Source organism: Paenibacillus tabacirhizosphaerae (assembly GCF_040812395.1).
Classification (GTDB): Bacteria; Bacillota; Bacilli; order Paenibacillales; family NBRC-103111; genus Paenibacillus_E.
Window position 1 is genome coordinate 111,658 of the sequence record NZ_JBFNXH010000010.1, and the last position, 26,226, is coordinate 137,883.

The 26,226-nt window shown below is 47.9% G+C and carries 26 protein-coding genes and 1 pseudogene; 10 read left to right on the forward strand and 17 right to left on the reverse strand.

The window, feature by feature from the left end; genetic code table 11:
* Nucleotide 1: 1 nt before the first annotated feature.
* A complete protein-coding gene (locus ABRS97_RS18070; protein ID WP_367816199.1) occupies nt 2–574 on the reverse strand; it encodes a pyridoxamine 5'-phosphate oxidase family protein in 573 nt (190 codons plus the stop codon).
* 182 nt (nt 575–756) lie between these two features.
* Between ABRS97_RS18070 and ABRS97_RS18075 the strand changes: the two genes are divergently transcribed.
* Both ABRS97_RS18075 and ABRS97_RS18080 read left to right on the forward strand, forming a co-directional pair.
* Nucleotides 757–915: a hypothetical protein gene (locus ABRS97_RS18075; protein ID WP_367816200.1), complete on the forward strand. Its 159-nt coding sequence runs from the start codon at nt 757–759 to the stop codon at nt 913–915.
* Nucleotides 916–1,052: 137 nt separating this feature from the next.
* A complete protein-coding gene (locus ABRS97_RS18080; RefSeq protein WP_367816202.1) occupies nt 1,053–1,331 on the forward strand; it encodes a DUF2277 domain-containing protein in 279 nt (92 codons plus the stop codon).
* An 83-nt stretch (nt 1,332–1,414) separates the two neighbouring features.
* Here the strand turns inward: ABRS97_RS18080 and ABRS97_RS18085 are convergent, their stop codons facing one another.
* Complete coding sequence (locus ABRS97_RS18085; protein ID WP_367816203.1) at nt 1,415–1,795, reverse strand: SET domain-containing protein; 381 nt, start codon at nt 1,793–1,795, stop codon at nt 1,415–1,417.
* Nucleotides 1,796–1,977: 182 nt separating this feature from the next.
* On the opposite strand from ABRS97_RS18085, the gene ABRS97_RS18090 reads away from it, so the two are divergent.
* Nucleotides 1,978–2,577, forward strand: a complete 600-nt coding sequence (locus tag ABRS97_RS18090) for a DUF3298 and DUF4163 domain-containing protein (RefSeq protein ID WP_367816204.1) — start codon at nt 1,978–1,980, stop codon at nt 2,575–2,577.
* 2 nt (nt 2,578–2,579) lie between these two features.
* Here ABRS97_RS18090 and ABRS97_RS18095 read toward each other — a convergent pair whose 3' ends face one another.
* The 3 genes from ABRS97_RS18095 to ABRS97_RS18105 all read right to left on the reverse strand — a co-directional run bounded on the left by ABRS97_RS18095 (nt 2,580) and on the right by ABRS97_RS18105 (nt 5,204).
* Entirely contained in the window at nt 2,580–3,536 is a 957-nt protein-coding gene (locus tag ABRS97_RS18095) for a TRM11 family SAM-dependent methyltransferase (protein WP_367816206.1), read from the reverse strand.
* Between the two features lie 40 nt (nt 3,537–3,576).
* Nucleotides 3,577–3,918, reverse strand: coding sequence for a TetR/AcrR family transcriptional regulator (locus tag ABRS97_RS18100; protein WP_367816208.1), 342 nt, complete (start codon nt 3,916–3,918; stop codon nt 3,577–3,579).
* 1,061 nt (nt 3,919–4,979) lie between these two features.
* Entirely contained in the window at nt 4,980–5,204 is a 225-nt protein-coding gene (locus ABRS97_RS18105; protein ID WP_367816210.1) for a hypothetical protein, read from the reverse strand.
* 402 nt (nt 5,205–5,606) lie between these two features.
* Between ABRS97_RS18105 and ABRS97_RS18110 the strand changes: the two are divergent.
* A pseudogene (locus ABRS97_RS18110) lies at nt 5,607–5,873 on the forward strand (hypothetical protein); the annotation flags it as partial.
* Between the two features lie 278 nt (nt 5,874–6,151).
* On the opposite strand, the gene ABRS97_RS18115 reads toward ABRS97_RS18110, so the two are convergent.
* The 4 genes from ABRS97_RS18115 to ABRS97_RS18130 all read right to left on the reverse strand — a co-directional run bounded on the left by ABRS97_RS18115 (nt 6,152) and on the right by ABRS97_RS18130 (nt 9,583).
* On the reverse strand, nt 6,152–6,523 hold the full coding sequence (locus ABRS97_RS18115; protein ID WP_367816212.1) for a VOC family protein: 372 nt from the start codon (nt 6,521–6,523) through the stop codon (nt 6,152–6,154).
* A gap of 295 nt (nt 6,524–6,818) precedes the next feature.
* Complete coding sequence (locus tag ABRS97_RS18120) at nt 6,819–7,313, reverse strand: MarR family winged helix-turn-helix transcriptional regulator (protein ID WP_367816214.1); 495 nt, start codon at nt 7,311–7,313, stop codon at nt 6,819–6,821.
* A 293-nt stretch (nt 7,314–7,606) separates the two neighbouring features.
* Complete coding sequence (locus tag ABRS97_RS18125) at nt 7,607–8,185, reverse strand: TMEM175 family protein (RefSeq protein WP_367816362.1); 579 nt, start codon at nt 8,183–8,185, stop codon at nt 7,607–7,609.
* 498 nt (nt 8,186–8,683) lie between these two features.
* The gene (locus ABRS97_RS18130; RefSeq protein WP_367816216.1) at nt 8,684–9,583 is read right to left on the reverse strand and encodes a LysR family transcriptional regulator; all 900 of its coding nucleotides are present in this window, start codon (nt 9,581–9,583) and stop codon (nt 8,684–8,686) included.
* 149 nt (nt 9,584–9,732) lie between these two features.
* Between ABRS97_RS18130 and ABRS97_RS18135 the strand changes: the two genes are divergently transcribed.
* The 4 genes from ABRS97_RS18135 to ABRS97_RS18150 all read left to right on the forward strand — a co-directional run bounded on the left by ABRS97_RS18135 (nt 9,733) and on the right by ABRS97_RS18150 (nt 14,352).
* Nucleotides 9,733–10,809 (forward strand): branched-chain amino acid aminotransferase, encoded by a 1,077-nt coding sequence (locus ABRS97_RS18135; protein ID WP_367816218.1) that lies wholly within the window; start codon nt 9,733–9,735, stop codon nt 10,807–10,809.
* 130 nt (nt 10,810–10,939) lie between these two features.
* Nucleotides 10,940–11,356 carry a MerR family transcriptional regulator gene (locus tag ABRS97_RS18140; protein WP_367816220.1) on the forward strand — a complete coding sequence of 139 codons (417 nt, stop codon included), beginning with the start codon at nt 10,940–10,942 and terminating at the stop codon, nt 11,354–11,356.
* Nucleotides 11,357–11,428: 72 nt separating this feature from the next.
* The gene (locus ABRS97_RS18145; protein ID WP_367816222.1) at nt 11,429–12,346 is read left to right on the forward strand and encodes an alpha/beta hydrolase; all 918 of its coding nucleotides are present in this window, start codon (nt 11,429–11,431) and stop codon (nt 12,344–12,346) included.
* Between the two features lie 158 nt (nt 12,347–12,504).
* Nucleotides 12,505–14,352, forward strand: a complete 1,848-nt coding sequence (locus tag ABRS97_RS18150; protein WP_367816223.1) for a leucine-rich repeat domain-containing protein — start codon at nt 12,505–12,507, stop codon at nt 14,350–14,352.
* A 2-nt stretch (nt 14,353–14,354) separates the two neighbouring features.
* Here ABRS97_RS18150 and ABRS97_RS18155 read toward each other — a convergent pair whose 3' ends face one another.
* A complete protein-coding gene (locus ABRS97_RS18155; RefSeq protein WP_367816225.1) occupies nt 14,355–15,227 on the reverse strand; it encodes an aminoglycoside 6-adenylyltransferase in 873 nt (290 codons plus the stop codon).
* A gap of 584 nt (nt 15,228–15,811) precedes the next feature.
* On the opposite strand from ABRS97_RS18155, the gene ABRS97_RS18160 reads away from it, so the two are divergent.
* On the forward strand, nt 15,812–17,809 hold the full coding sequence (locus ABRS97_RS18160; RefSeq protein ID WP_367816227.1) for a glycosyl hydrolase family 28-related protein: 1,998 nt from the start codon (nt 15,812–15,814) through the stop codon (nt 17,807–17,809).
* A gap of 124 nt (nt 17,810–17,933) precedes the next feature.
* On the opposite strand, the gene ABRS97_RS18165 is transcribed toward ABRS97_RS18160, so the two are convergent.
* The 5 genes from ABRS97_RS18165 to ABRS97_RS18185 form a co-directional block, all read right to left on the reverse strand.
* Nucleotides 17,934–18,365, reverse strand: coding sequence for a DUF1232 domain-containing protein (locus ABRS97_RS18165; RefSeq protein WP_367816228.1), 432 nt, complete (start codon nt 18,363–18,365; stop codon nt 17,934–17,936).
* Nucleotides 18,366–18,415: 50 nt separating this feature from the next.
* A complete protein-coding gene (locus ABRS97_RS18170; protein ID WP_367816230.1) occupies nt 18,416–19,030 on the reverse strand; it encodes a LysE/ArgO family amino acid transporter in 615 nt (204 codons plus the stop codon).
* 8 nt (nt 19,031–19,038) lie between these two features.
* Entirely contained in the window at nt 19,039–19,965 is a 927-nt protein-coding gene (locus tag ABRS97_RS18175) for a LysE family translocator (protein ID WP_367859123.1), read from the reverse strand.
* Between the two features lie 82 nt (nt 19,966–20,047).
* On the reverse strand, nt 20,048–20,923 hold the full coding sequence (gene aguB, locus ABRS97_RS18180) for an N-carbamoylputrescine amidase (protein ID WP_367816233.1): 876 nt from the start codon (nt 20,921–20,923) through the stop codon (nt 20,048–20,050).
* Nucleotides 20,924–22,313: 1,390 nt separating this feature from the next.
* Nucleotides 22,314–23,348 carry an agmatine deiminase family protein gene (locus ABRS97_RS18185; RefSeq protein ID WP_367816364.1) on the reverse strand — a complete coding sequence of 345 codons (1,035 nt, stop codon included), beginning with the start codon at nt 23,346–23,348 and terminating at the stop codon, nt 22,314–22,316.
* Nucleotides 23,349–23,837: 489 nt separating this feature from the next.
* On the opposite strand from ABRS97_RS18185, the gene ABRS97_RS18190 reads away from it, so the two are divergent.
* A complete protein-coding gene (locus tag ABRS97_RS18190) occupies nt 23,838–24,650 on the forward strand; it encodes a class I SAM-dependent methyltransferase (protein WP_367816235.1) in 813 nt (270 codons plus the stop codon).
* Between the two features lie 460 nt (nt 24,651–25,110).
* Here ABRS97_RS18190 and ABRS97_RS18195 read toward each other — a convergent pair whose 3' ends face one another.
* The gene (locus ABRS97_RS18195) at nt 25,111–25,389 is read right to left on the reverse strand and encodes a chorismate mutase (protein ID WP_367816237.1); all 279 of its coding nucleotides are present in this window, start codon (nt 25,387–25,389) and stop codon (nt 25,111–25,113) included.
* Nucleotides 25,390–25,471: 82 nt separating this feature from the next.
* Complete coding sequence (locus tag ABRS97_RS18200; RefSeq protein ID WP_367816239.1) at nt 25,472–26,206, reverse strand: metallophosphoesterase family protein; 735 nt, start codon at nt 26,204–26,206, stop codon at nt 25,472–25,474.
* Nucleotides 26,207–26,226 lie beyond the last annotated feature (20 nt).

Below are 26,226 nucleotides of genomic sequence, written 5' to 3' on the forward strand. Positions count from 1 at the left end.
GTTAGGACACAGTACCTGTGGATAACTTTCGGCCGATCGTGGTCATCAACCCATCCATGCTTACCATGTTTTTTTCCTTATGATAGTCAAGCAAACCCTGCTCGTCTTTAGTAGCGGCCCATTTCTGAAGCGTCTCTCTTTCCTTCTCATACGTGTAGAAAGGGACGCTGAAGCCGCATGACGCTTTCACCTCATGCACGTCAACCACAATCATTTGGCGTGCGCCCGGCAGGAGCGTGAACTTCGGAAGCAATTCCTCCCAATCGGGGGAATCCGGCAGAACCACACGGCCCTCGCCATACAACCGCACAATCATCGGCGGACCTTCAAAAGCGGTGAACATGAGCGTAATTCTCCCGTTCTCTTCGAGATGCGCGCTCGTTTCATTGCCGCTGCCGGTTAAGTCCAAATAAGCGACTTTCGTCGGAGACAGCACGCGCAGCACGTCGTGCCCTTTCGGCGAAAGATTCACATGCCCCTCCCCGCTAAGCGGAGCCGACCCGACAAAAAAGATATGCTGCTTGGCAATAAATGCCTCATGCTCAGGAAGCATGGCTTCAAATGATTTCCCCATTCCCAACACCTCACCAATTTACATTTTCTTCTATTATGGAGGCAGTCCCCCTATTTGTGAAGTAGGTAAACCCTATCTCTTTTATAGGTACGTCCTATTAACCTGCGAAACTTAATTATCTTGTATGAAAACAGGTGGAATGCGGCATACTTTGTACATACATAACGAGGAGGTGATTTCACATGTCCACAAACGAAGAAAATGATGTGATTAGTCATGCCATTAACGCTGCGCAAGCGAGTGCGGAAGACAGCGAATCCCAAGAGCAGGTGGAGCAGTTATCCTCACAGTTGAAGGGAACTTCCGCAACGGCCCAAACTGGCGAGTCCAGCGCCGAGTAGAATCTTTCGCTCACCTGAAAAAAAGGCATAACACAGGGACTTTCGAAGCCTCTGCGTTATGCCTTTTTTTTGCGTGGAGAGGAAGATTGGAATATAGTAAAATTAAATCCAAAATCGTTATTACAAGGAGACTGCTTATGTGCCGAAATATTAAGCCCCTATTCAACTTCGACCCGCCAGCTACCGGCGAAGAGGTTCAGGCAGCTTCGCTGCAATTCGTAAGAAAGATTTCGGGATTCACCGAGCCTTCGAAGGCAAATGAGGCGGCATTCCAGCAAGCCATCCAGGAAGTCACACTAGTTGCCCAGAAGCTGCTGGACTCGCTCGTCACCAACGCCGAGCCTCGCAATCGCGAGGTCGAGATCGAACGCGCCCGCGCTAGAAATGCGAAGAGATTCGGAACGGGAGCCGAATAACACATAGGATTGAAAGAAAATCGTCAGATCAACCTGAAAAAAGCCCGAGAGGGCTTTTTCCACGTGACCTTACTGTTCCACGCTTATTCCTGTTCCATAAACCACAGCGGATCGTCGCAATCAACCTCGCCGTTGTAGTTAATGAGAATCTCTTCCCCCGCTTTGATCTCTGTATAAGCAAAGAAATCAAATGTGTGATTTTTGAAGTTAATGTCATAGGTAGCATTAGGCGTATAGGAGTGGTTAAACAAACTTCCATATCCCAAGAGGACGGCTGTGTGGTTAGCGCCATACTCAAACACATAATCCGCAAGGATGGTTTTCTCAATGAACTCATGCTCCTCATTCAGGTAAGGAATGACCGGCGCTTCATGAATCAGCTCGCCTTTTGAAATATCTTTTGTCGCAAATACCCCTCTGTTGAACTCGCCGTTACTAAGTTTCGAAATCTTTATCTCAATCATGCTAGTCACCTACGCGTTCTTTAGTCTATAGAACCCCTTGTTTCTCAGTTAACGTTAGAAAGACTCATTTTAACCCACCTATGAAGAAACGGCAATATCTAAGGGCACACATCAAAGTTTGAATGAACCATTCGCCCACCCTCCGAATACCATGTAACAAAAACGTAGGGACGGATGATCGAATGGATAAGCCTGTTAGTATAAAAACGTATCAAGTATTGCGCGATAAGCTCAATCTGTTATATCCAGCCGTTGTGCAATTGACGCCCGCTTCGGTCCAGCACAAAATCAACACGGATATTGTCCATGCGGTGAATCAGCTCCTTCATCATCAAGGGTACCCGCAGAATCCGATGACCGATGTGACGGCGAATTACGAACTGAAGAACAATCAAAGGAACGTGCTCAGCCTGTCGCTTTTGAACTATGCGTATTCAGGCGGCGCGCATGGGATAACGATTCAGAAATCATTGACCTTCAGCACCCAAACCGGCAAACAATACGCGCTCAAAGATTTGTTTAAGCCCGGAAGCGACTATGTAGCTAGACTTAGCGCCATCATTCAAGCCGAAATCCAGGCAAGGAACATCCCACTGCTTGTCGAGTTCAAAAGCATTCGTCCCGATCAGGACTACTATATCGCCGATAAGGCGTTGGTCGTCTATTTCCAAGTGTATGAGCTTGCCGCTTATGTGTACGGGTTCCTGTACTTCCCGATCTCGGTGTACGAGATCCAAGACATCATCGACGAGAATGGACCGCTCGGTAAAATGTTGTACTGAATCTAGACACAGATGAGAATCTGTCTGCTGAACTTGCCTTTGCGGACGACGCAGCGCTCCGCGATGCGGAAGCCTGCCTGCGCTACGAGCGGATCAATCTGCTCGGTCGTAATAATGACAGCGCGTCCGGCAAGACGCCGGGCGCTGACCAGCATCTGAAGCTGCTCATCTTCCGGCAGCTTCGAGCATAGGTTGTAGGGCATGTCGAGGATTAGCGCGTCATAGCGGCCACCCGGGCTGGTCAGCGACTCCGTGCCGTCTGCCCAGCTTAGGGTTCGCATGTCCGCGAGTTTCACCACATCCGGCATGCCGAAGTGTTTCAGGTTCACCCGCGCGCCGCGCACAGCCAGCGGGTTCATGTCGCAGCCGATGATATCGATCCCCATCGACATCGCCTCAATCAGCACCGTGCCGATGCCGCAGCACGGGTCCAGGACCCGCGTGCCCGCTGCCTCGGGCACGGCAATGTTCACCACCGCCCGCGCTACGCGCGTACTCAGGGCGGTGGAGTAGTTCTGCGGCTTCTGCTGATGCTGAAGCCACACGGCTTCGCCGAAGGAGCAGTCGCCGAACAACCACCGGCTTCCCAGCTCTGTCACGGCGAACCACTGCTCCGGCCGTCGCATCTCGGCTTTGCCGCGGAGATGCCGCCCTAGTTCGCGTTCGATCTCCCGCTGACGGTCATAGCTGACCGCAGTGTCCGTCTCCGCGAACACTACCTTGAACGTTGACCCTTGTACGGTCAACGTCTCCAGCCGCGAGGCCAGCTCTTCCAGGCTGCCGGCCTCGAATAATACATCCAGCCGCAGCTTCAGAAACGGGCTGCGGCTCGGCTCGATGCAGCGCGCGCTCGTCACATAGCGCGCACCCACTTCTGCGCCCAGTAAAGTGCGCAGTTCCAACTCACATAACGCCTGCTCATCTTCATGGCAGGCGTAGGTGTATACATACTTCGCCATCGCTATGTTCCTCTATCCTTCAATCAAATCTCTTATCTTGTTAACTGTGGCCGCCTCTAATGATTTGAATCGCTGCTCTCGGCTGGATATCATCATTGCTGCGCTTTCCCCATCTCATTTTTATTGAAGCGAACGGGCCAACGGTTCCCGCTACAGCTTGCTCGAACTTGGCATTCAACAGCTCCGTTTTGGACTTTAGAATCAAGCCCAGCAGCTCATCTTTGCCGGAAACATAATGGTAAATCGCACCCTTGGATAATCCCGTACGCTCAATGATATCCTGAAGAGTCGTTTGGCGGCACCCTTTTTCTTTAATCAACTGCTCCGCCGTTTCCAAAATTTGCTGAAAGCTTGCGCTGCGCTGAGTGGCATCTGTTGTCATGAAGTGAACCTCCTATCGTCTTTTCATTGTATACCAACGGTCGGTATGTTCAAATCCTAAAGTGTTTTTAAGCAACCCCTGAGGCCGTGTCTCAGGTTCTTGTCTAAACCCATATGTTGGAGCATAGAGAGGGAACTTAAGTACGGGCTTCCAACCGCTGTTAAAGTCGTGTTCCTTGATTGGACAAGGTGGTGCGAACACGACTTTAAAGGCGGCCGCTATCGCTTTTCCACCCCATACCCATTCCCTTTCTGTTCTACTTTGTGCTGCCTTCTTCTTTTCTTTCCCTAACCGATCCTCGATTCGGTTTTCCTATCCATGAACACCCTGTAAGATTCCGGGTTCATTTCGCCTCCGCAAGCTTCGTAAGAAAACCGAGGCGGTGCTGCCGGACCGCCTATTCTCCATGCACAGCGATATCGACGGAACTACGATGCCTTATTCCACGGTAACGACCCTTTTCTCCCCCTGAAGCGGAACTAGGGTGCGTTAAATAAACGAAAATGTGCCTGAGACCTCCTAAAGCCCAGCATTTCCTGCTCATAACGCACGGTAGTTCCGCGAAATGTCCCTACAACCGAAAACACCGTCTCATAACGCACCTACGTTCCGCTCACCCGTGCAAAAAGACGATCTATCGCAGATTGAGGCGACATTTCAATACTCCAAACCGCTGTGGCACTTCCGAATCTTCGCATCCTCTACGTCCATCCTGTCAAATGGTCGCACCACACGATGCGTGCGGAATCTCTCCGCTCTGCGGGCTCGTCACACACACATTCCTGACAACACATACTTTCCTATCTGTTATAATGGGTATCCCTAACCCTTTAGTTCTGTAAAGGATTTAACATTTGTTAAGGATAAACGACTCCGTCGTCCCTCAGGGACGAGCGCGTTTGTCAAGGCTCTTCCAAGGCATCTGTTTTATGACCCTAGGAAAAGCCCTTGCCTCGCTAAAGTGTTGAATTGAAGCTTGAAGCATATCTTTAAAAAAGGGATCCACAGCAATCGCAGATCCCGTTTCAATATAGTGGCCGCATTTGAATCGATTACGTTCTCTAAAAAGCGATAAAGAAAATCGAAGCAGATTTTGTTTCTTGAACCGTGTTCTTGAACGAATCCAGCAAAAACTTATTTGCTATTCGAACTGCTTCACTAGCAACAGAAATAGTATGCTGATATGTACCATGCTCATTATGATTCACAAAAAAACGTTCTATGTCTTTCTTAGTATCTCCTGTAAAAGAAATGCCCTCGGTATACCTTGCGTATAATATACTCACACAATCCCTCCCAATTCTTTAATCAATATTAGTCTTAGCTTTCTATAAGGAGACGCCAGAAAATGGAAATAAGTTTCAGATCTGTTTATAATTAACTTTTCTCTATGGAGAATCGCTTTACTCTTAAATACTCATGTTTTCTTAGAATTTGACCTTGTTGCTTTGTTAAAAGACAACTTACTCATGGAGTCAAATTGAATATGAAGAATATTGTGGGACTGCGGAAAGCTCAAAAATATCCTCACTTAGTCCACTTCTCTGTAAAAAGTGGTTACTCCGGTAAAGTATGGTTGCACTTATGGATCTCCACACTTGCTCATGGCGGTTAACCCTTCCATGTCTCACAGAGTCTACGCTCCCACATTCCTTCATTCAACCTGTCCATGAGGTGGAAATTTCTAAATTGAAGTTGCTCTTCCGGCAGTGAATACAGATTTAGGTGGAGCGGGGTTGCATACGCATGGAGAACCATTAGATGCTTTCGCAAATGGAATTTTCAAAGGATTAGAAGAGGGTAAAAAGGAAATTGGATATGGTACTTCTGTGAATCGCTTACGCATGTCACGAGATGAAGTCGACGAACACGTAGAAAATATGTATAAGGCAATGAAGAACACAAGAACACAATTGAATAACTACACTTACGACAAAGGTGCTATCATTGTGTAGGTGCTTTTCCGAAATAATAAATCAAAATAGACAGTTGTTATTACTTTGCATTGGCACATAAAAAAGCAAAACTCGCCGAAGTGTTGGCGAGTTTTCTTTATTATAGTTATCCATTCCTTATTCAACTAGCCTGCTCTTTAGCGTAGTGAAGGGCCGCCACGCGGCAGCCCCCTGGTATTTAACTATCGTTCTTCGTTCAAAAATCTTCAGCTTGATAATGGGAATTTTAGACGTTTTGATTGATCCGATAGGACGACTCCGCATCAGATTTTTCAGCATTAATTACGATAGTAGGACAGCACCCAGCACACGCCGTTTCGGTCGGTAACGATGGCCAGCAGTCCGTTAAACGGAGCTTCGTACACTTCCGAATTAATAGTTCCGCCGGCCGCTAATTCTCCGTAGATCCTTCGGAACGCTTCCTCCGTCTCGATTTTCAAGAAGACTCTCACGTAATCGCCTTTCAGTGCCGGCTTTGCCGCTTGAGTATCGGCAAACTTTAGGGTTGCCCCCTCGACATGCAGGTCAGCGTTAAGCACCTCTTCCCCTTGTTTGCGCAGAATCGCAATCTCGCCCCCAAAAACGCTTTGATAGTACTTAATTTCGACTTTGCAGTTCTCCACTACGATAAACGGAATCACTATCATCATGTACATCCTCCTAAATTTTATTTGATCATATTTAAAACGCGCGATTTCATTGGCATGAGTGACATCTTGATAGGTATTAATAAACGGACACCCAGCCCGAATCGGGATACATATGAATGCGGCCTTCCCTTCTTCAATCCGTCGATCGCATTCGGATTTCGGCATGAGCAGACATGCGGTTGCCGTGAAGATGCCTGATTTGATTACCGTTCTACTGAAATTCTAACCCTCCGAACCGATGAAGGTGCATCGTAACGCCAGCCGGTCAAGCCTGCCTCTCCGTTCCCGCTCATCCCTACGTCTCCTCCTGCTCGCTCAGATTGCGAAGCACGGTTTTCAGCATGCCTACCAACAAGTCATACTCCTCATCGGAAATGCCCTTCCGGGTTTTGTTCTTGACACGGCCCAGCGCTTCCTGTACCTTCGGCACCACCTCATGTCCCGATTCTGTCAAATAGAGCAGTTGATAGCGGTTGTCGGTGGGATCGGCTTCCCTCCGCACGTATCCTTCTGCTTCCAGCTTGGCAATGGCCTTGGCGGTAGTCGTCTTGTCAATGAGCAGCTTCTCGCTTAGCGCCTTCTGCGTGATTGGCTGCTGTAAAGCAATCGCCATCAGAAAAATATATTGTCCGCTTCCGATTCGATATGGCGCCAGCTCGGCTGAGATCAATATCTGCATGTGGCGATAGATGGCTGAGATGTATGGGCCGTGCGATTCCGTTGCGCCCTTGACATTTTGCCTCCAATGCTCGCTCAGTTTACTCCCCCCTTTAATAGAATGGTATTGCAACTAATTTAATAATACGCCATATAGAATGCTATTGCAACTAATTTTTAACCCATCCAGCTAATTAAGACCTAATGTTACAACCTGAACGACAAAAAGGGCGACGAATGATTACATTCGAAATGGTAGGGTTCTCCACGCTGTCTATAATTGCAAGTTTTTGCACACAACTCGAAAGGCCACCTAACGGCGGCCCACATTAAGCTGTGTTTTACTTGCCTATGATTTGACGCGACTGCGTCAGCCAAAAAAAGCTCTTCGAAGCCCGCCTGCTCGCGGGAATCGAAGAGCTTTTCTTAGTGGCCTTTCAGGGCATGCTCGATTCGCTTATCCGGAACGAACCAGATCACGGCAACGAGTACGAAAAATAAGCCGGATATCCAAGTACTCACATATGCGGTCAAGACCGCGATCAAGTAGAGCAGAGGAGATAATTTCCCCTTCAAGTCTTTGCCCATCGTCAGGACAAATGAGGAATCGCCTGAATGCTGGTTAATAATCGCGCGCTGAAGCAGCCAGTACGAGAGCGCCGATAGTAATAGAATAATACCGTACAGTGCCGTTGGAGCGGCCGCAAAATGACTCTCTCCCATCCAAGCTGTCGTGAATGGCACAAGGGATAACCAGAAGAGAAGCAGCAAGTTGAGCCACATCAACCGCCCGTTCATCGTTCGAACCATGTGCAGCAGATGATGATGATTGTTCCAGTAGATGCCTATATATACGAAACTGAAGATGTAGCTAAGAATCTTCGGGCCAAGTTTGATAAGCGCATACCAGTCATGGCCTTCCGGCACTTTAAATTCCAACACCATAATCGTAATGATAATCGCCAACACGCCATCGCTAAACGCTTCCATCCGATTCGCTTTCAGAGTGTTCACCTTTCCTCGCCTCGCGCTCTTTTCACCTATTCAACAACAGTAACTTTGCATAAAACCCTTCATCTTGTCAAGAAAAACTTTCAAGAATTGTAATCTCTTTGTTCCAACAACAGCTGTAACATTCCCCGAACTTTCCATCAACATAATTTCTCGCCATCACTTATGATACAGCTCTCAGCTCTGTATGTAACGGCAAGTATTTAAAAGGGCCATCCCGCAAAGGATAGCCCTTAACTCGTTTCTCGTTAGTTCAATCAAAAAGCCCACCTATGGTCCCTATTTGAAGTCCAACATCCACAATTCATGATTAGAGGATTCAAAACCCGGAATGAAGATTGGTTCCACTTTAGAAAAACATTGCTATCATCTGACTCTAATGTCCGATTCTCGCACAGTTTGTCAGGACCAGCTAACCAAGCATTGTAAGCCTTTAGAAGGAAATCATTGCGATTTGTATCTCTCCCCCCTAGCTTTAGCCATTGTTCACGATTACTTATATGCCGAACGGAGCAGCCGCTCAAACGTGTTACATATTTCTTTAATAAACGTGTCAGTCGTCGTACACAGGAACATGTCTTTGCGAAACACGATGCCGACCTCCTTTTGCGGGATCGGGTCCACAATAGGGATGCTCTGGAAGCCGCTGTCCGCGCTCACGCTCTTGACATAGGAGGCCGGCAGAATCGCCCCGCCCAAGTTGTTCTTCGCCATTTGCAGCAAGGATTCCAAGGTGGACAGCTCCAGCACCGGCTTCAGCGGGAAGCCGATTTCTTTCGCGCAGTCATCGATCATCTGACGCACATAAAATTTCTTCTGAAGCATCGCAAGCGGAAGCTGGTCCAGATCTCGCATCCGAATAGACTCCGCGTGAGCAAGCGGATGCTTGCTGGAGACAACGAGCTGCAAGCGCTCGTTGTACAACCGAATACGCTGCAAATGCTCTTCTTCATCAGGCAGAAAAACAACGCCAAGGTCGAGCTGATTGCTCATCAGCCCTTCCTTCGTCTCCTCGGTCGCCAGCTCGATGACGGACAGTTCAATCTTCGGGTAGCGAGCATGGAAGTCGAGAATCGCCGCCGTCAGCAGGTGATTGCCGGAGCATCCGATGCGCAGCCGACCCCTCTGCATCCCTCGCATTTCATTGATAGCGGCCTGTGCCTGATCCAGCTCGTGAAATATATTTCTGCTATGCTTATAGAGGACTTGGCCCGCTTCAGTGACAAATACTTTTTTCCCGATCCGCTGGAAAAGCGGTGTCCCTAATTGCGACTCCAGCAGTCGGATCTGCTGGCTTAGCGTAGGCTGGCTAATGCCCAGCTTTTCGGCTGCTTTCGTAAAGTGCAGGTCTTCACAGACAGCTAGAAAATACACCAACAGTCGATGTTCCACGGCTCCTCCCCCTTTACTATCATAGATAATATCTATGATAGTAATTGATAATTCTGAATTGATCAATGAACGAGATATCCCTATAGTTAAAGTAACGCTATGTTAACGGATACATGGACGATATCATAAGAGAAGGAAAGTGCTGCGATATGTACGGAACCATTCGAATCGAACAGACAGAACATGCCCGCCCTCTTCCAAAGGCCGCAGACGCGCTCGGTTTTGGACGTTATTTCACCGATCATATGTTTTTGATGGATTATGAGGAAGGCCAAGGTTGGCACGATCCGCGTATCGTTCCTTACGGACCGCTCGCGATGGACCCTTCGGCCATGGTGTTTCACTACGGGCAGGCCGTATTTGAAGGCCTGAAAGCTTTCCATTGCGAGGATGGCGAGATCCGGATCTTCCGCCCTGATCAGAATGCGAAGCGGCTCAATCATTCCAGCGAACGGTTGGCTATGCCGCCGTTAGACACCGACTTCGTTACGGGTGCCATTCAAGCGCTCGTCCGTTTGGACGCCCGATGGGTGCCGCAGAAGCCCGGCTCCTCCCTGTACATTCGCCCATTCGTCATTGCAACGGAAGCCGCACTTGGCGTGCGCAGTTCTTCCCGTTACTTGTTTGCCGTCATTCTCTCGCCAGTTGGCGCTTATTATGAAGAAGGGCTGCAGCCGATTAACATCCTCGTGGAGAAAAACTATGCAAGAGCCGCGCAAGGCGGAATGGGCAATGCCAAAGCCGCGGGCAATTACGCAGCCAGCTTGAAAGCGCAAGCTCTTGCTAAAGAGAAAAACTGCTCGCAAGTGCTCTGGCTCGATCCTACCGAGAAAACGTATTTGGAAGAAGTGGGCAGCATGAACGTCTTTTTCCTCATTGACGGGAAGGTCGTAACACCAAGCTTGAGCGGAAGCATCCTCGCGGGCATTACACGAGACAGCATCATTCAGCTGTTGAACGATTGGGGAATCCCCGTTGCCGAACGGAAAATTTCGATAACCGAAATTGTTGAAGCCTATGCGAACGGAACCCTCCAGGAAGCTTTCGGAACAGGTACGGCAGCTGTTGTATCGCCTATCGGAAGCTTACACTGGAATGATCAGTCCCTGCTCGTTGGGGAGGGCGGCATTGGCGAGTTAACGCAGCGGCTTTACGACACGATTACTGGCATACAGCGCGGAACCGCAGCTGACACTCATGCATGGATGGTTTCCTGCTCATCTTGACGATTTCTAATTTACGAACGAAACTTGCCTTTCTGTCATGAACATGACGTGGCGGGTTTCTTTTTTTTAGCCGGATATTCATTAAATTTGGTAAAATGTTGAAAGAATGATTCCGAGAGGAGTTTTGACAATGGGGGGCTATTTACGGGGCCAAGTTGCGAAAATGGCAGATGTGCATACGGAAACCTTGCGATATTACGAGCATCATGGTCTAATCCCAGCGCCGACGCGTTCGGAGTCCGGGTACCGCCTCTATCAGGAGGAAGTGCTGACCCGGCTTGCTTTTATCAAAAACGCAAAGTTCTGCGGGTTTACGCTGAAAGAAATTAAAAAAGCGCTCCACAAATCCGAGACCAGTTCCATTAGCATTGCTGATTTCCTCGCTGTTATCGAACGGAAAATGAGCAACATTGATGCGGAAATTGCCCGGCAGGAACAAACGAAAGCGATGCTGGCAAGCTTAAAAGCCACTCTGCAAGCCGCCGACAAGCATCCCGAAATACAATCGACACTCCAGGTTCTCAAAATGAAAACATTGGAAGCCTAAGATTACAGCTTGACCTTGTACCTACCTACAGGCTATAGAATGACGACATCCAACCTTGTAGGAGGCAAACATATGAACAAAACGAATAGCGCGCATCTTGCGGCAATTAAAGCTCATTTGAAACAATCAAGCCAATACAGTGACAAGACTGTGGAACAAATTCGCCTTGAAATGGCTGAGGCCGCAGCGAACTTCCCGCCGCTTCCCGATATCGTCGTGGAACAAATCACTACTCCGCAGTTAAAGGGAGAGTGGGTCTATACAGCAGGGCGCATCGATAACGGCAGTCATGCGATTCTTTATTTCCATGGCGGCGGATTCATTGCGGGTTCCTGCGCGTTTTATCGCGATTTGACGGCTAGAATATCGCAAGCCAGCGGGATCAAGGTTTTGTCGGTGGAGTACCGGCTCGCACCGGAGCATCCGTATCCCGCCGCCAATGAGGACTGCTTGGCCGCCTATCGTTGGCTGCTGGCTAGCGGGTATTCGCCCGGGCAGATCGTGCTGGGCGGTGACTCTGTCGGAGCCAGTCTTGCACTGATGACCCTGCTTTCGCTACGGGACTCCGGAGAGGAACTTCCGGCAGGCGCATTTCTCCTGTCGCCGCACACCGATCTCGTACATCTGGACGGCGAATCTTACCAGAGCCGGGCCGAACTGGATCCGACAGGAAGCCGAACAGGCAATCAGCGGATGATCGAAGCCTATTTAGGCAATTTCCCGGAGGAAGCGCCCTTGCTGTTATCGCCGCTAAGGATGAACTTGGAAGGCCTTCCGGATCTATTCATCCAAGTAGGCGACCATGAGGTCTTATTAAGCGACGCTACGCGTTTTGCCGACCTCGCCAGAGCCGCTGGCGCAGAGGTTACTTTGGAAATATGGGACAACATGTGGAGCGTGTTTCAATGTCTTGCCTATATGTTGCCCGAAGCTCAACAGGCTATTGCGAATATCGGCCAATTTGTGCGGGTGCGTCTTGGCCTTATTTAGCCCTTGACGGGAGCCGCCGGACTGCTCCTTATTTACAACTTTTGGATTTGGATTATATCCGTTGATTCCTTTTCATGATACGATGGACGAAAAGGATACTTCATCGTGTCCTGGATTGGAACGCATCCATTTTAAAGTTGAGGGAGTGTTGATTTTTCATGCGGCCGTTTGTTTACCGATTGTCATTCCTCGCAGCGACCTTATCCACGCTCGTCTCCGTTCCCGTAACCGCTGCCGGAGCGATTCCGCTTGATCTTAAGCTGCCTGAGGTCGTAAGTCCCATAAAAACAATACCCGTTCCCGCTGATCCTAATGCTGAAGCAGTCTTCAAAGACCAGCAGCTTGAAGCGAAGGTACGCACATTGCTTGGAATGAAACAAAATGAAATCATTCGGAAATCGGATATCACCAATTATTGCAAGAAATCAAACTATGATATTTTTAGTTTGGATAAATCATCCATTAAAAGCCTGGAGGGCATTGAGGCGTTCGCTGACTGCGAGAACTGGGATTTGGTTATTAGCGGCAATCGCATCTCCGATCTGACTCCGCTTGGCAAGTTGCCTAAACTGGGAAGTCTTTATCTGGGCAACAACTATTTTACGGATATCAAACCTCTCGCTACACTAACCAACCTAACGGATTTAAATCTGAGTTCTAATCGAGTAGCCGACATCGCTACGCTAAGCAAACTGACAAAATTAACCAGGATAGATCTTAGCAATTCCAGCATTTCCGATCTCAGCCCGCTTACATCACTCTCCAGCCTTACCTATCTCAAGGTCAAAGATAACCAGATCGCCGATTTAACGCCGCTTCAAGGTTTGACTAAGTTGGAAAGTTTGGATGCTAGCGGCAATCATTTAACCGACTTGAATGCTTTATCGAATCTGACCAAATTAACGCGGCTTCAATTACGAAACAACCAGATTACGGATATCAGCCCGCTCCAAACCTTACAAAACCTAGAGGAACTAGAACTTGGCAATAATCGGATCACACGAATGGCCCCTTTGTCGGGTCTATCCAACTTGCAAGATATAGAAATAAGCGATAATCAAGTTTCCGATCTAGGCCAGCTCTCCGGGCTGACTAAACTTCATACACTGAACCTGGCCAATAATCAAGTTTCCGATCTGCGTCCTCTTATCGTTTTGCCTGAATTTCATTACTTAAATGTTTCGTACAATCAATTGTCTGATATTGAACCGCTCTCGAAATTGACAAGTCTTTTTACACTCAATATATCCCACAACCGAATCAAATCAATCGTACCCCTGCAAAATTTGAACTCCCTTTCGGAAATTGACGCATCCGGGAATTGGATATCGAATCTTGAACCTTTACAATACACTAAGAAGTTAAAAAAGATTCTTTTAACGGATAATGCCATAAATACAGATAATACGAGCACGAAAAATGTCATAGATTACCTGGTTGGGAATAAGGTCCAAGTCACTATCGACAATCAAAATCCGAGAAAACCAGAACCCCCTTCAGACGAGGTGCCGAAAACCGTCTCTTTCACGGACATCGAAGCGCATTGGGCCAAGAAAGACATTGAGTGGGCGTTAGAGATCGGGATGGTGGGAGGCGTAGCTCCAGGCATCTTTAGTCCGGATACGACAACGAGCGAAGAGCAGTTCCTGAAAATGCTCCTGCTTGCCATGAAGGGCGTTGCGGAGCAGCCAGAGAGCACGCCTTGGAGTGAAAAGTACTATGTTTTCGCCGCAAATCACAACTATCCCGTGAACAACGGGCAGCGCGACAAGTCGATTACGCGGACGGCCGTGGCTGAACTGGTTGCAGCTACGCAAGGGGTCAACGCAAGCGGTGACAGGGCCATTCAATATTTGCTCGATAAGAAGCTATCCGAGGGTAAAACGGCTGCCACAGTTGAGGGCTACCAGGGTGGAGACAGCTTAACACGCGCGGAATCGGTACGCTTCATTCGCAACGTGCTAAGCAATGCCGCCTTCAAATCACCGCAGACTCGGCCAAATTGAAGCTATTCATACACGCCCTTTGCGTCCTGCGGAAGCTCACTGACGTGTTGAAGATAAGCTGTGACACGCTGGTCGTCTTCAATGGGATACTCATAGCCAAAAGCGTTCGCGACTTCCCTCGCAGTCTCCCTAAACAAATCACCCATAGCAAAAAGTGACTGCCACATGTGTCCATATTCCGCATCCGGAAACGTGCGGACAAATGCTGCCCACTGCTCGGGTTCGAGATACTTTTCGAGATATTTGCCCGCCTTGCCGGGAATAACCGCAAAGTCGGAACGAATGCCAATATGCCACTCGAGCATCAAAATAAGCATTTTCCGGACAGGATGATCCTGCATAAATTTCGCATACGGAAGTTCTCGCCTCCATAGCCCCTTGGCAATATACGTGCTGACCCACCAGAATTCGTTGCAACAGTCCGCAAATTCTGTCTCTGTTGGGGGGATCATCCTATGGTCTTGATTGCTTGGCGCAGGGAACGGTTTTAACTTACCATCTTTATCTAACAGCAGTGCGCTTAAGCTTTCTGCTTTGAACTCATCTATTTTAGCTTCTGGATACAGCGTAAGATCGATGCGATTGCCGTCTGTAAATAACATCAGAAAAGCATATTTATCCATGCGGCCAGGTGACTGAATTTTCTTCGCATCTGGCGTCTGCATGATGATTAATTCCCCGAACTTGTTAATCCAGCTGCGATCACGAACAAAGCTGTCAACATCAGATACGATGAAAACAATATCGTAATCCTGAAAGATATCGCGATGCGCGTTGGGATCGACACGCGAGCCGTTCATAATCACGGCGCGTACCCGCTCTTCTTCTTTTGCAAAGCTTAAAATGAGATCCAGCATTTCATGTTCGTTTCTCATTGGGCCTCCTGGTTCATTTGCCGTTGTCGTATTCTCAATAGATCTTCGACAGTTTTTAAAGTAATCCTTCCAAAAATTGTATGTGCGCGGAAGTAGAGCTTATCGGAACTACGATGCCTTATTCCACTATAACGTCCCTTTTCCTCCCCTGAAAAGGAACTAGGGTGCGTTAAATGAGCGAAAATGTGCCTACAACCCAGCATTTCCTGCTCATAACGCACGGTAGTTCCGCGGAAATGTCCCTACAGCCAAAATACCGCCTCTTAGCGTATCTACGTTCCGCTCACCCCTACAAAAAGACGATCTATCGCAGATAGAGGCGGTATTTCAATACTCCAAACCGCTGATTCACTTCAGGTCTTCTACGTCCATCCTGTCAAATGCTCGTACCACATGATAGGTGCGGAATCTCTCCGCTCCGAGAGCTCGTCACACACACCTGTCGACATATACTTTTTAATTTGTTAGAAAGGGTACTCCTAAAGCTTTAGTTTGGTAGTATTAGACTCGTAATTTCCGAACAGTTACAAAAAATCCCAGATCATGCTATTATTGATACAAATAGTATCAAGGAGGTTGTTCTTGTGGCTGAAAGGGAAGATAAGAATATATCAAGAAGGAAATTCATAACTGGCGTTGGGGTTGCTGGAATTACATTGTTAGCCGGGAGAAATTTGTTTGCCCAAGAGGGTGCTGCTTCTGGTCAAACAGTTACTAACTCTACTTATGGTAACCCGACAATCGCATCAACACCCTCCGTGGTGCTTGTAAATGTTAAAGACTTTGGTGCGATACCAAACGATGGTCTAGATCATAGTAATCACTTCCAAGCAGCAATCCAAGCTATCACTGAATACGGAGTAGTATTTGTACCTGCAGGAAATTATAAAATTGATAGTGATATCACGGTGAGCAACAAAAAACAAATTACTCTAATAACTAATGGTGAAACTACAATTACTGGTAATGGTCAGTTAATTTTCACTTCATCAATAGATTCTTTCCATGGTTTCAATAATATTTCAGCGGGACAATCCATTATTACCTCTAACGCAAGTGTGCCTTTTCAAATTGGAGATTATTTAGAAATAGTAGGCACTGTTGAAGATGGTGATAGCATAGAAATACCACCTACGCAACCAAGATACCCAGTACTTCATTTTATAGCTAAGGTAGTAGATATTTCTTCTAATATAATTACTTTAGATAGGGAAATTAAGTATGCAATTTCTTCAGTTTCAGCAGCAAAAGTTACTTCTCCATATACCATTGACATAGAGAAGGGGTTTACGTTTGAATCATTTAATGTTTCATTTAAGTATTGTGTTGGCGGAACTATAAATATATTAATGACAGGCAAAACATTAGATGGGAGACCGGGATTAGCCTTTGAGAAAAGCTGTGATTTTTCTTTGTTTTCCACTTCTTGGGATTTAAATTCGACTCATTCAATCACATTAGAGCACTGTAACAGATTTAATATTGATGTGCACTCTAAAAACAATTCTAGTCCAGTAAAACTAGTGGATACTGGGGATACTGGGGTTCAGGTTTCTGAGGTTCCTGGGGCTGCTGTAATCCGAGGAAATGGAATACAGGACGGCAACATTAAAGCATTTTGTAACTCTACTTGGGTAGCTGAAATGATTATTCGGGGGGGGAGAAATCTAAATATAATTATTGAATCTACTGATAGCGGGAGGTTTTTACTTTCTTGGACGCCAAATAAACCTGGAAATTACTCCGAAGCATGTCAATTCTCCGAATGTAAGGATATAACAATAAAGGCAAGTTTGGCTAATGTGTTCGATCAAGCAATTGAATTTTTATCGGTTGAACGTGGAACTATTAAGGCTAAGATATCTACACTGTCAAGTAGTACTGAAGGCGCTATTGTAATTAAAGGTAAATCTAAGAATATCGATATTATCGATACAGAAATTGTTTGTTACAATGCATATGGTATCAAGTTTGAATATATTAATGGTATGTCAGGTAATCATCGAGTAGTTAATCCTCGTATAAATAATATGAGAAATGACGGTACTGGTATTTCTATTAGAGACTCGGCTATTATTCTTGATGCCAACGTCAGTATTATTGGGGGGTTAATCAAAGCTAGTGTTCCAATATTAGTTAACCAATACCATAATAGAGTCATAATTAGAGATACAAAAATTGAAGCAACTGTTACACATGGAGTTATTTTATTTGGAGATTATCATGAGTTAAGTGGGTCAATAGTCATAACTCCAGCCGGTAAAAGAGCTGTTGTTGTTTTTGGTTTAAACACGAAGGTTAATAATCTCACATCAGATTTTCCGATTTTTATAAAAGATATCGCATTTGACATTAGAAATTTTAGAAACAATAAAGTATCCTCAATATTTATCGAGCCAATAAGCTATACTATTAAAGCTTTGGATGGGAAATATTCGGTAGATAGTTTACCTCAAACGACCAATTGGGAAGCTGGGGAGTATCTTTTTAACACGGGTGTAGCAAACCCTGGTGTCATTGGTTGGATCCGTGTAGGTTCAGGAGCAACTGGAAGTTGGAAAGAAGTTAAGTTATCGAATTAGAATCCGTATATACATTGAGTTAGAAATGGAAGAAACTATTGTTTTTACACGATTCTACCGAAATCGACAAACAGCCCGTTGATCGAAATCAACAGGCTGTCTTGCTTTGCTAAGAGCTTCACGCTTATTTCTTCACTTGCTCGTCACTCTCAGAAGCATCTTCTTTGTCCACCAGTTGCGCCTCAATGTCAATAACGTCCGGGCTGCTCACCGCCTCTTCGCCAAAAAACTCTCTCAGCTTATCCTTCGCCTTCATCTTCACATCGCTGTTAATGCTCATCGCTACTGCTCCGAGCGCTAAACCCAGCGCGCCTAAATCATCGACATAGCCAACCACAGGAAGCAGATCGGGAACTAAATCCAGCGGCAAAATGAGGTAGCCCAACGCGCCGTAAATTTGAACTTTCGCTTTTAGCGGCGTTTTCGGACTTTCCAATGCGTAAAACAAGAGCAACCCTGTATAAATGACCTTAATTCCGGCGTCCTTGGCACCTTTTTTCAACTTGGCCCAGAAGCCATCATTGGAGAAATACTTTTCATACTTGGATGGGTCCATTTATCATCTCTCCCTTCTTTAAGTAGTACGCAGCGCGGCGGTTGAGAGGTTCAATGCCCTAACAATGACGTTACCAAGTAGATCGCCGCTGCCCACATCACGATAGCCGATACCTTATTCAGGTAGGGAATCAGCCTGCCGGATTTGTCTTTGACCCCAAGGAGCCGTCCAGCCAACGCCAACAAGAAAAACCATAACCATGAAACGGCGATGCAAGTCATCGTGAAGGCAACTTTTTCATAGCCGGAATAGCTTAATGAGCTTGTGCCAATGACGCCAACCGTATCCAGAATCGCATGTGGATTTAGAATCGATATCATCATCGTGAACGTGATTAATTTGCCCATTTGAGTGTGCTGCGGAACTTGGGCGCTCGCCGCAGGCTTCGTTTTCCACGAGGAGTAACCCATATAAAACAAGAATAGCGCGCCTACAATCACAAGCAGCATTTTCATCCAAACAAAGCTGAACACGATGACCGACAGCCCCAAGACCGCAACAAGAATTAGCAATGTATCACAGATCGCGGCAGTCAACACAATGGGAAGCACATAGATCCATCTTTCCCTAACAGCCCCTTGCGAAAACACAAAAAAGTTTTGAACGCCTAGCGGAATAATAAGTCCTATAGCCAGTAAAAATGCGTGAATAATTGCAGATATCATAATTCTCCTTACTTCGCCAGTTCATATTTGGCGAGCCACTGCTTACCGGTTTCCCACTGTATTTCCTGGTTGTTCCCATTCCGGATGTCCTCGCAAGCTTTGGCCATGATCCATTCCTTAAGTCCGTCATTGTCGCTCGCTTTAAGCTCTTTCGTTAAATACTCGAATGCCTCTTGTCCATGGCTGACGATACGATTGTAGGACTTCTTGTTATTTTCGATGTAAGTGCCTGGGTTGCTTGATAACGAGGATTTCTGATCCGTCATGATGATCTGTAGATCGGCTTCGACTTCCTTGCTGACGTTCTCTTTATTTTCAAAGGCTGCAAGCAGTCCAAGCAACGAGACAACGCCAAAAATAAGAACAATAACACCCGAGATTCGGTTTATCCATCTAAAAGTTGAGACCTTCAGGCGATCTCTAAAAATGCCTACAGTCAAACTAAGTGCAAGCCACCAAAGAGCAGAACCCAAGAACACGCCAATGACCAAAGCCACAGAAGCGCCGACATTTCCTTGCGCGTTCCCCATGCCTAACCCTGCAAAGACACCAAGGAAAGACATAATCGTCATCGGATTCGTGATCGTAAGCATGAAGGTTGAAACGTAGGATTTGAAGCGAGATTCTTCGTTAGCTTTGGCAGGATCAGCAGCCGGTTTGGAGCGATAGGTTTGGACTCCCAGGTAACATAGGAACAATCCGCCTACGGCCTGAAGCAGCAGCTTCTGATCCAGAAGAAAGTTGGAAATTAACGTTAACCCAAACCCTGCTATAACGCCATAAAAAGCATCCGCTGTCGCTGCACCCAATCCCGATAGAAAGCCATGAAGCCTGCCAAAGGCAATCGTTCTTCTTATACAAAGAACACCAATAGGGCCTACCGGCGCGGCTATGGTTATCCCCATCAAAAGACCCTTCAGTAGAGGAATCAGCATATGTATCAATTCCTTCCCTTCCAAATTAGTGAAAAAGGCAGGTTACCTCAATAAGGGCAGCCTACCTTTTTACATATGTTTCCTATAGCACCAAATCACCGTCGTAGGTGGCAATTCTTTTGTATAGATCGGGACGACGGTCGCGGAAAATCCCCCACTCGATGCGCTGAACCTCCAGCTGATCGAGGTCGAATTCGGCAACGAGCGTCGTTTCTTCGGAACGTCCGGCCTCGGCAATCTTGTTGCCCTGCGGACCCGCGATAAATGATGAACCGTAGAAATCGATGCGGGAATCTTCATCTATCTCCGTACCTACGCGGTTCGACGCGATGACAGGCATTAAGTTTGCCGCGGCGTGCCCGAGCATGCACATTTGCCAGTGATCCTTCGAGTCGATTGAGCCGTCCTGCGGCTCTGATCCGATGGCCGTTGGATAGAACAGCAGCTCCGCCCCCATCAACGCCATGCATCTGGCCGCTTCCGGATACCATTGGTCCCAGCAGACGCCTACGCCGATCTTGGCGTAACGCGTCTTCCACACTTTGAATCCGGTGTCTCCGGGATTGAAATAAAACTTCTCCTCATATCCAGGACCGTCCGGGATGTGGCTTTTGCGATACAAGCCAAGCACTTCTCCGTCGGCATCAATGACAGCTAACGAATTATAGCGCGCATAGTTCTTTTTCTCGTAAAAACTGATCGGCAGCACGACTTGAAGCTCTTTGGCGATTTCACGGAAATGATTGATCGCTTTGTTATGCTCCAGTTCCGTCGCGTAGTGATAGTAATCCGACTTCTCCTTCTGGCAGAAGTAAGGCGTCTCGAACAGCTCCTGAATCAAAATAATTTGAGCGCCCTGCGCAGCCGCTTGGCGAACCAACGCTTCGGCTTTACTAATATTTTCTTCGATATTGGTTGAGCAGCTCATTTGCGTTGCTGCCACTTTCACTTTTCTCAATGCAATTCACCTCATCGACATTTTGGTGGTAAAGCAGCCCTTTCAGGCGGGCGCTTGCTCTTCGGCGCCGCTGTTACGCCCGAAAAGGGCGTTACAGGCCATCACTCCGCGCCTAACGCGCGGGTTCATCGCCTGTTTTAGGCCCTTTTTGGCCCTTTCAGGCGGGCGCTTGCGCTTCGGCGCTGCTGTTACGCCCGAAAAGGGCGTTACAGGCTATCTTTCCGCGTCTAGCTCGCGGGTTCATCGCCTGTTAGGCCCTTTTTGGCCCTTTCGGCCGGGCGCAGGCGCTTCAACCGCAGCTGTTACGCCCGAAAAGGCCGTTACTGGCTATCACTCCGCGCCTAACGCGCGGGTTCATCGCCTGTTAGGCCCTTTTTGGCCCTTTCAGGCGGGCATTTGCGCTTCGGCGCCGCTGTTACGCCCGAAAAGGCCGTTACAGGCCATCACTCCGCGCCTAACGCGCGGGTTCATCGCCTGTTAGGCCCTTTTTGGCCCTTTCAGGCGGGCATTTGCGCTTCGGCGCCGCTGTTACGCCCGAAAAGGCCGTTACAGGCCATCACTCCGCGCCTAACGCGCGGGTTCATCGCCTGTTAGGCCCTTTTTGGCCCTTTCAGGCGGGCATTTGCGCTTCGGCGCCGCTGTTACGCCCGAAAAGGCCGTTACAGGCCATCACTCCGCGCCTAACGCGCGGGTTCATCGCCTGTTAGGCCCTTTTTGGCCCTTTCAGGCGGGCGCTTGCGCTTCGGCGCCGCTGTTACGCCCGAAAAGGGCGTTACAGGCTATCTTTCCGCGTCTAGCTCGCGGGTTCATCGCCTGTTAGGCCCTTTTTGGCCCTTTCAGCCGGGCGCTTGCGCTTCAGCGCCGCTGGTTACGCCCGAAAAGGGCGTTACAGGCTATCTTTCCGCGCCTAACGCGCGGGTTCATCGCCTGTTAGGCCCTTTTGGGCCCTTTCAGGCGGGCGCTTGCGCTTCAGCGCTGCTGTTACGCCCGAAAAGGCCGTTACAGGCTATCACTCCGCGCCTAATGCGCGGGTTCATCGCCTGTTAGGCCCTTTTTAGCCCTTTCTTTCAGGCGGGCGCTTGCTCTTCAGCGCCGCTGTTACGCCCGAAAAGGGCGTTACAGGCCATCACTCCGCGCCTAGCTCGCGGGTTCATCGCCTGTTAGGCCCTTTTTGGCCCTTTCAGGCGGACGCAGGCGCTTCAGCGCTAGCTGTTACGCCCAAAAAGGGCGTTACAGGCCATCGCTCTGCGCCTAACGCGCGGATTCATCGCCTGTTAGGCCCTTTTGGGCCCTTTCAGGCGGGCGCTTGCGCTTCAGCGCCGCTGTTGCGCCCGAAAAGGGCGCTACTGGCTATCTTTCCGCGCCTAGCTCGCAGGGCAGCCTGCTATGCTTAAGCTCTTAAACTCGCTGGCATCTGTTGGGTCGTACAGTGGACGTTGCCGCCCTCTTTGATAATGGACATCCCGTCAATCTTGCGGATTCTGCGATCAGGGAACACAGTGCTCAGCACCTGCTCGGCCTTGCGATCCGTTTCTTCCGCCGTACCGCCGAACACCGGCAGGATAATCCCGCCGTTTACGAAATAGAAGTTCAGATAGCTGAGCGTCAGCCGCTGATCTTCAAAGAACGTTTTCGGAGGCTGCTCGATCTCAACAATTTCAAAAGCTCTTCCTCTGGCATCCGTCGCGCTCCGCAAAATCGCCAAATTCTCCTGTGTAATCGCATAGTTCTCATCAGCCGGGTCGTTACACACCTGCATAATAATTTGGCCAGGAGCAGCGAAACAAGCGATATTATCCACATGCCCATCCGTTTCATCGCCGTCCAAACCGTTTTTCAGCCAAATGATTTTCTCGACGTTGACGAAATTTTTCACATGCGCCTCGATTTGTTCGCGGCTGAGCTCAGGGTTACGGTTCGTATTCAAGAGGCATTCCTCTGTCGTCAGCAGCGTGCCTTCTCCATCTACATGAATGGAACCGCCTTCCATAACGAGCGGCGCGTCGAAACGCTTAACGCCATAGTGCTCCAGCACTTGCGGAGCTACTTCATCATCTAGATTCCAAGGGGCGTATTTGCCTCCCCATGCATTAAACTTCCAATTAACTCCGGCAATTTCTTGCTGTGCATTCAGAACGAATGTCGGGCCGTTGTCTCTAAACCAAGCATCATTATGATCGATCGTCAGAAACTCAATGTTCGTCTCCTCGAACAGAGATTTTACTTGCTCCGCATCGGCCTTGTTCACAATGACAGTGACAGGCTCGAATTCAGCGATTGCCTTTACCAAATTTGCGTATCCTTGCGTTACTACCGCATGATCTTCGGGATAGACCATAGAGGCTTGGACTGGCCAGGATACGAAAGTACGCTCGTGTGTCGTCCATTCTGCTGGCATTGTATAGTGTAAATCTTTTGCGTTCATCTCATCCATCTCGCTTTATCCTTTAATTTTAGGAGTGTCCTCGCCAATAAAATCGATACACAAGGCACCGTCTATCATCATAACCTAAAAGGACCTCGGGCTCAATCCAGAGAACAGGTGAAGATCAGGTAAATGGCAGTTCCCGAATGTCCGCCAGGCTTACAATTAACCCTTGAAATTGAATGTTGACAGGAATAATAAGGAAATTTTATACTGCATTTAACTTATACGCAAACGCGATGAATGGGATTAGTAAGGAATTGCTATTGTTCAGAGAGCTGTCGGTAGGTGCGAGACAGTGGATAGCCTCCCCAACTCACCCTGGAGCGGTCAGGTCGAAGGTCGAAAGATCCTAGATTAGAACGGTTAACCTCCGTGATCGGGTTCTGAGAAACAAGAAGAGTGGTACCGCGAAGGCCAACACCTGTCGCCTCTTTAGAGGCAATAGGTGTTTTTTCTTTTTCACAAAAATAAAGGCAGGTGGTAACGATGGACAAAGTGATTGCGTATTATTCCAGCTTCGATGAGTGGGGAAGGTTAGATCGGGAACCGCTAGAATTCACCGTTAATTGGCACTTCATGAAGCAATATTTACCCACAGCCGGCCATGTGCTGGATAATGGCGCCGGGCCAGGTAAGTATGCCATTGCTTTAGCCAAACAAGGCTACCGGGTGACCCTTTCTGATCTAACACCGAAATTGGTCCATATGGCCAAGGAAAAAGCGCAAGAGTTCGGCGTATTGGATCAGTTCGATGGCTTCTATGTTAGACATGCGGCCCTTTTGGAGGGAATCCCCGATGAACGCTATGACGCTTCACTAATGTTAGGTCCTTTGTATCATCTGCAAAAAGATGAAGAACGGACAGCCGCAGTCAAAGAATTATTTCGCGTGACGAAAAAAGACGGTGTTGTTTTTGTCGCTTTTCAATCCCGCATGCGCATGCTGCTAACCTCATTGCAATTCCCACAAGCCTGGAAGCCGAATAATTCGATTGAAGCTATTCATCATTTTCAAGAAACAGGGATATTTAATCACAGTGACGCAGGTCGGTTCACCGGCGCTTATTATTTTCATATGGATGAAATTAAACCTTTTATGGAACGTAACGGCTTTGAAACGATAAACCTGATTGGTTCATCCAATTTGGGTGCCGTACTGACAAGCGAGCAGAAGCAATATTGGGCAGAGCAGGGCGAAGAGGAGTATGCGAAGTTGATCCAGTTGTTGATTGAAAATGCCGCGGATCCCTCGATTCTGGGCGTGTCTTCGCATTTGTTGTATGTGGGGAGACGAAAGTAGTGCCGTAATATGATTGGTGCATAAATCGGTGTAGACAAACTGTTCCGACCGAATTTGCTCAATTTTAAATGTCGGCAGCATTCGAAAAGTTTGAAGGTCTGCCCTATGCAATACGTGCTGCCGCGAATAGGAGATTTGTGGCGGGGACGGATGCGGCGAGTTCGACCAGCTCGCGGAACTATGGTTCGCTATTTCAATAAATTGTCCTATTTGCAGCGGCGAAAGGAACGACGATCCGCTATTCAAACTTTTGAGAGCAATTCCTCCCTCATTTCACACGAATAGCGCTCTCACGTTCCGCGAAATGGGGATACAAGCATAGCATGTAAACAATAACGAACCCACGTTCCGTTCATCTGCATTAGATATCAACTTGTCTCTAGGCGATCAGCCTGCAATACCAATAAAAAAACGGCTAGAGCCGCAGAAATCATTCTGCGCTTTAGCCGTTTCTTACTTACTACGCCCTTTGCCGGCTCTGCAGCTCAGAGGATTCATCAAAAATTTGTTTGAAAATGTTTTTGATCATTTCGTCGTCAAAGGGACCTTTGTTGTGCCTGCAAAGATACTCGAAAATTTCACGCTCTCGGCCTGGGTCGTACACATCTTGAATGCCCGAACTGCGTTTGTAAGCCCCGATTGATTCAGCAATCCGGGCTCTTTCGTTCAAAAGCTCCAGCAATTTCAGATTGATCTCATCGATCTGGGCGCGAAGCCCTTTTAGTTCTGTGTGATTCATCGTTTGTAGTCGCTCCTTAGATCCAATCTTTAACTCATCATTATAGCATGTTTCAGAGCGCTTGTCTGGATGAAAGTGACCATTACTGCTTCTTCCTCTGATAGGTTCCCGTACGCAGCTCGATGATATAGGGTTCCAGTTCCGGCATCTCCTCTTCCTTGGCCTGCTGCACCGCGAGTTCAATATCGTAAGGCACTCGAACCAACTGGATATTCAATGCCGCGGCCTCCCGGCTGTCATAACGCCCTTCAAGAATCGCATAGGAAGCCTGCGGCATATCCAGCGGATTGCCGACACTCCCTACGTTAAATAAGGTACGCCCATTCAAATTCTGCAAATAGGCATTATGGACATCGCCATAGCCTGCCATATCCGCTGCTTGCATTTCCTCTACACACAACGAGGATGGCTCGAACATCGATAGCCGTTTTTCCATCGTATCCCACGGCTGGATGCGTTCATAAACGCTTCTTGGCGAAGCGTGGAACAATCTCACATACTTCCCGCTCATCCAGAACTCACAGGAGAAAGGCAAGCTCTGCAAGTAATCCATGCGTCCGGAACCCAACCTGTGCTGGTGCCAATTCAAGGTCGGGTTATCCGTCGGTTTGCTAATAAAATCGTCCCAGTTGCCCATAATGACTGTTTCGCACGCGTCTCGGATACGATCTACGGCAAGATCGGAGTGCGGCCCCTTCCCGACCAGATCGCCGAGACAAAAGATACGGGAAATACCGCGGTCCCGAATGTCCGTGAGCACCGCTTCACATGCAGGCATATTCCCATGAATATCTGAAATGACGGCGATTTTTTCCATAGCTTCTTCTCACCTGCCTT

Coding starts and splice junctions, on each gene's coding strand:
- ABRS97_RS18175 (WP_367859123.1), bottom strand. CDS start 19,965: ATGCTGATTCCTCTACTGAAGGGTCTTTTGATGGGGATAACCATAGCC.
- ABRS97_RS18075 (WP_367816200.1), top strand. CDS start 757: ATGTCCACAAACGAAGAAAATGATGTGATTAGTCATGCCATTAACGCT.
- ABRS97_RS18070 (WP_367816199.1), bottom strand. CDS start 574: ATGGGGAAATCATTTGAAGCCATGCTTCCTGAGCATGAGGCATTTATT.
- ABRS97_RS18085 (WP_367816203.1), bottom strand. CDS start 1,795: ATGATTGAGATAAAGATTTCGAAACTTAGTAACGGCGAGTTCAACAGA.
- ABRS97_RS18150 (WP_367816223.1), top strand. CDS start 12,505: ATGCGGCCGTTTGTTTACCGATTGTCATTCCTCGCAGCGACCTTATCC.
- ABRS97_RS18145 (WP_367816222.1), top strand. CDS start 11,429: ATGAACAAAACGAATAGCGCGCATCTTGCGGCAATTAAAGCTCATTTG.
- ABRS97_RS18095 (WP_367816206.1), bottom strand. CDS start 3,536: ATGGCGAAGTATGTATACACCTACGCCTGCCATGAAGATGAGCAGGCG.
- ABRS97_RS18100 (WP_367816208.1), bottom strand. CDS start 3,918: ATGACAACAGATGCCACTCAGCGCAGCGCAAGCTTTCAGCAAATTTTG.
- ABRS97_RS18185 (WP_367816364.1), bottom strand. CDS start 23,348: ATGAACGCAAAAGATTTACACTATACAATGCCAGCAGAATGGACGACA.
- ABRS97_RS18165 (WP_367816228.1), bottom strand. CDS start 18,365: ATGGACCCATCCAAGTATGAAAAGTATTTCTCCAATGATGGCTTCTGG.
- ABRS97_RS18190 (WP_367816235.1), top strand. CDS start 23,838: ATGGACAAAGTGATTGCGTATTATTCCAGCTTCGATGAGTGGGGAAGG.
- ABRS97_RS18195 (WP_367816237.1), bottom strand. CDS start 25,389: ATGAATCACACAGAACTAAAAGGGCTTCGCGCCCAGATCGATGAGATC.
- ABRS97_RS18080 (WP_367816202.1), top strand. CDS start 1,053: ATGTGCCGAAATATTAAGCCCCTATTCAACTTCGACCCGCCAGCTACC.
- ABRS97_RS18135 (WP_367816218.1), top strand. CDS start 9,733: ATGTACGGAACCATTCGAATCGAACAGACAGAACATGCCCGCCCTCTT.
- ABRS97_RS18170 (WP_367816230.1), bottom strand. CDS start 19,030: ATGATATCTGCAATTATTCACGCATTTTTACTGGCTATAGGACTTATT.
- ABRS97_RS18200 (WP_367816239.1), bottom strand. CDS start 26,206: ATGGAAAAAATCGCCGTCATTTCAGATATTCATGGGAATATGCCTGCA.
- ABRS97_RS18155 (WP_367816225.1), bottom strand. CDS start 15,227: ATGAGAAACGAACATGAAATGCTGGATCTCATTTTAAGCTTTGCAAAA.
- ABRS97_RS18090 (WP_367816204.1), top strand. CDS start 1,978: ATGGATAAGCCTGTTAGTATAAAAACGTATCAAGTATTGCGCGATAAG.
- ABRS97_RS18140 (WP_367816220.1), top strand. CDS start 10,940: ATGGGGGGCTATTTACGGGGCCAAGTTGCGAAAATGGCAGATGTGCAT.
- ABRS97_RS18115 (WP_367816212.1), bottom strand. CDS start 6,523: ATGATGATAGTGATTCCGTTTATCGTAGTGGAGAACTGCAAAGTCGAA.